The following is a 3,918-nucleotide window of genomic DNA, read 5'->3' as shown; positions in this document are numbered from 1 at the left end:
GGCGACGGCATCGGGCTCGGCGGCTCCGGCGAGGATGCGCGCGACCATGAGTTCGAGATGCAGGCGCGGCGACGTGGCACCCGACATGTCGTCGAGCGCCGCGCTGACGACGTCGGCTGTGCGCGACAGTCGTGCGGCGCCGAAGGAATCGGCCTGGGTGCGCATGCGTGCGAGCTCGTCTTCGGCGATGCCGCGCAGCACGGACGATGCTCCGGCACCCACGGCCGCGATCACGATCAGGTCGCGGAGACGTTCGAGCAGGTCGTCGACGAAGCGACGAGGGTCCTGTCCGGTCTGCACGACGCGGTCGATCGCCGGGAACGCGGCAGCGGCGTCACCCGCGGCGAGCGCGTCGACGATCTCGTCGAGAAGCGCCGCATGCGTGTAGCCGAGCAGCGCGACCGCGCGCTCGTAGGCGACCGTCACCGTCTCGGAGCCGGCCGGGGAGTCGGATCCGGCGATGAGCTGGTCGAGAAGCGACAGGGTGTCTCGGGGCGACCCGCCACCCGCACGCACCACCAGAGGCAGCACACCGCGCTCGGCGACGACGCCCTCTTCGGTGCAGAGCTTCTCGACGTACTCGAGCATCGCCGCGGGCGGTACGAGGCGGAACGGATAGTGGTGCGTGCGCGAACGGATCGTGCCGAGCACCTTCTCGGGTTCGGTCGTCGCGAAGATGAACTTGACGTGCTCCGGCGGCTCTTCGACGAGCTTCAGCAGAGCGTTGAAGCCCTGCGGGGTCACCATGTGCGCCTCGTCGAGGATGAAGATCTTGTAGCGGTCACGGCTCGGGGCGAAGGTCGCCCGCTCGCGCAGGTCGCGCGCGTCGTCGACACCGTTGTGACTCGCGGCGTCGATCTCGACCACGTCGAGGGATCCGCCGCCCGCGCGCGACAGCTCGACGCAGCTCGGGCAGGTGCCGCACGGCACGTCGGTCGGTCCCTCGGCGCAGTTCAGGCACCGCGCCAGGATGCGGGCCGAGGTCGTCTTTCCGCAGCCGCGGGGTCCGGAGAAGAGATATGCGTGGCCGACCCGGTCGCCCCGGAGAGCGGTCATGAGGGGGTCGGTCACCTGGGACTGCCCGATCATCTCGCCGAACGACTCGGGGCGGTAGCGGCGGTAGAGGGCTGTGGTCACCACACCAGCCTACGGCGTGCCGCCGACATCGAGGCAGGGCGAGCGCACAGCATCCGTCGCCCGTTCCTGTCGAGTCGCCGGTGCCCCGTCTGCGCGCCGACGCCCCACGTGCCGGGCGTCCGCCCGAGGGGGCGTCGGCGGGCAGATGGGGCGTCTGCGGAACAGCGTTCGGACGGCCTCAGTCCGTCGACTCGATCACCGGGATCGCGGTCGTGATGACGGGGACGGATGCCGACAGGCGCGTGCCGTCTTCACGGAGAGCGTCCGCGAACTGCCGCAGCGTCGGGCGTCCCGAGAGGATCGGCCCCTGGTCGGCGAGCGGCACGACGACGTCGTCGCCGACCGTCGCGATGTAGGCGACGTCGCGCACCGTGAACGGCACGGGCTCGCCGGTGCTCACATGCACGCGCAGCTCGTCGGCGGTGATCGTGACCTGCAGCGCCGACCCCTGCCACTGCAGCGGGTACGACAGCGAGGGCCAGTCCGCCGGCAGGCGCGGGTCGAAGCTCAGCTCACCCGCGTAGTCGCGCATGCCGCCGAAGCCGCACACGAGCGCGGTCCAGACCCCACCGGCGGAGGCGACGTGCACGCCGTCGGCCGCGTTGTGGTGCAGGTCGTGCAGGTCGACGAACAGCGACTGCCGGAAGTACTGCAGAGCGAGATCCTGGTACCCGACCTCGGCGGCCAGGATCGACTGCACGACGGCCGAGAGCGTCGAGTCACCCGTGGTGAGCGGGTCGTAGTAGTCGAAGTCGGCCTTCTTCTCCTCCGGCGTGAAGTGGTTCCCCTGCAGGAACAGCGCGAGCACGACATCCGCCTGCTTGAGCACCTGGAACCGGTAGATCACGAGCGGGTGGAAGTGCAGCAGCAGCGGACGCTGCTCCTTCGGCGTGTGCGCGAGATCCCAGACCTCGCGCTCGAGGAACAGGGAGTCCTGCGGGTGGATGCCCAGGCTCTCGCTGAACGGGATGAACATCGCGTCAGCCGCGCGGTCCCACCCCTCGGCCTCGCCCTCGGCGAGGCCGGTGCGCTCGACGACCCTGGCGAACTCCTCGCCGTTCGCCTCGCGCGCCTCGCGCACGACCCGTGCCGCGTAGCGCAGGTTGTAGCGCGCCATGACGTTCGTGTACAGGTTGTCGTTGACGACCGTCGTGTACTCGTCGGGCCCGGTGACGCCGTGGATGTGGAACGTCTCGACGCCGTCGTCGTTCGTGTCGGCGACGAGACGCGAGGTGCGCCAGAAGCCCAGCGTCGCCCAGAGGCGCGCGGTCTCGATCGCGATGTCGATGCCCTCGCGACGCAGGAAGTCGTCGTCGCCCGTCGCGCGCACGTACTTGCCGAGCGCGAAGCTCACGTCGGCGTTGATGTGGTACTGCGCGGTGCCGGCGGCGTAGTAGGCCGAGGCCTCCTCGCCGTTGATCGTGCGCCAGGGGAACAGCGCGCCGGCCTCGTTGAGCTGCGCCGCGCGGCGGCGTGCGGCCGGGAGCATGAGCACGCGGGCGCGAAGCGCGTTGCGTGCCCACTGGGGCGACGTGTAGGTCAGGAACGGGAGCACGTAGATCTCGGTGTCCCAGAAGTAGTGGCCGCTGTAGCCCGACCCCGAGACGCCCTTCGCGGGAACACCCGTGCCGTCGGCGCGCACATCGCTGCGCTCCCAGAACGCGGCGAGCCAGGCGGCCTGACGCTCGAACTGCGCGTCGACGCCCTCGACGCGCACCCGGTCGAGCGAGCGACGGCAGCGATCGACGAGCTCACGCGGGGGCACACCGCGTGAGGTGTGATAGCTCACGAGCTTGGTCACCGTGATCGGCACGCCCGCCTTCGCCTGCACACGGAAGACGTTCTTCGAGATGTCCTCCTCGATGAGCGTGCGCGAGGTGTAGTCGTTCTCGGTCTCGATCACGTGGTCGGCCACGACCGCGACCGTCATGCCGGATGCCGCGACCGAGTACGACAGCGCGGAGCGGAGTCCGTCCTGCCAGTGCTCGGCTGGCTCGAGCACGCGCTCGGCGATCTTCTCGGCCTTGCGCGGATCGAAGCCGCTCTTCGCCTCGGCGGGCGTGCCCGCGTAGACGCCGGCACCGTCCTGGCGGTTGATCATCTGGCAGCTGACGGTCACCGGGGCGTCGGCGTTCTCGACGACGACCTCGAGACGGAGCACGGCCAGGTGCCGCTCCTCGAAGCTCACGATTCGCTCGTCGCGCATGCGCACGCGCTTGCCCGACGGGGTCTCCCAGACGACGGTGCGCTCGAGCACGCCTGTGCGCATGTCGAGCGTGCGACGGTACTCGCGCACGTCGGCCTCGTCGAACGAGATCGGCTCGTCGTCGACGTACACGCGCATGACCTTGGCGTCCGGCGCGTTGACGATCGTCTGCCCGACCTCTGCGAAGCCGTACGCCTGCTCGGCGTGACGGATCGGCCAGGTCTCGTGCAGACCGTTGATGAAGGTGCCGTGCTCGTGCGCGCCGCGCCCCTCGATGTGGTTGCCGCGCAGTCCGAGGTAGCCGTTGCCGACGCTGAACAGCGTCTCCGCCACCCCGCTCTCGGAGTAGCGCGTCTCGATGAGGCGCCAGGGGTCCACGGGGAAGCGGTCGCGGTCGATCATGCGGTCTCCTCGGAGTCGGGTGCGGAGGCGGAGCGGGTGTCGGCGTGCGCGTCGCTGTGCGCGTCGGCGTCGGAGAGGAAGGCGTCGAGGTCGCTCACCACGACGGTCGCACCCGCGGCGCGCAGCGCATCGGCGCCGGTGCCGCGGTCGACACCGACGACGGTCGCGAACCC

Annotated in this window: 2 protein-coding genes; both read right to left on the bottom strand. The window is 70.3% G+C overall.

Annotated features, from left to right (window positions below; all coding sequences use genetic code 11):
- Positions 1-1,137 (bottom strand): DNA polymerase III subunit gamma and tau (locus tag RTM68_RS17505; RefSeq protein ID WP_312173421.1); only part of this gene is annotated, 1,137 nt, incomplete at its 3' end.
- Positions 1,138-1,315: 178 nt separating this feature from the next.
- Entirely contained in the window at positions 1,316-3,745 is a 2,430-nt protein-coding gene (locus RTM68_RS17500; protein WP_312173419.1) for a glycosyl hydrolase family 65 protein, read from the bottom strand.
- Positions 3,746-3,918: the final 173 nt, after the last annotated feature.

The organism is Microbacterium sp. (assembly GCF_031988965.1).
Taxonomy (GTDB): Bacteria; Actinomycetota; Actinomycetes; order Actinomycetales; family Microbacteriaceae; genus Microbacterium.
The sequence above is the reverse complement of the archived record's forward strand: the minus strand, read 5'-3'. Positions and strand labels throughout refer to the sequence as shown.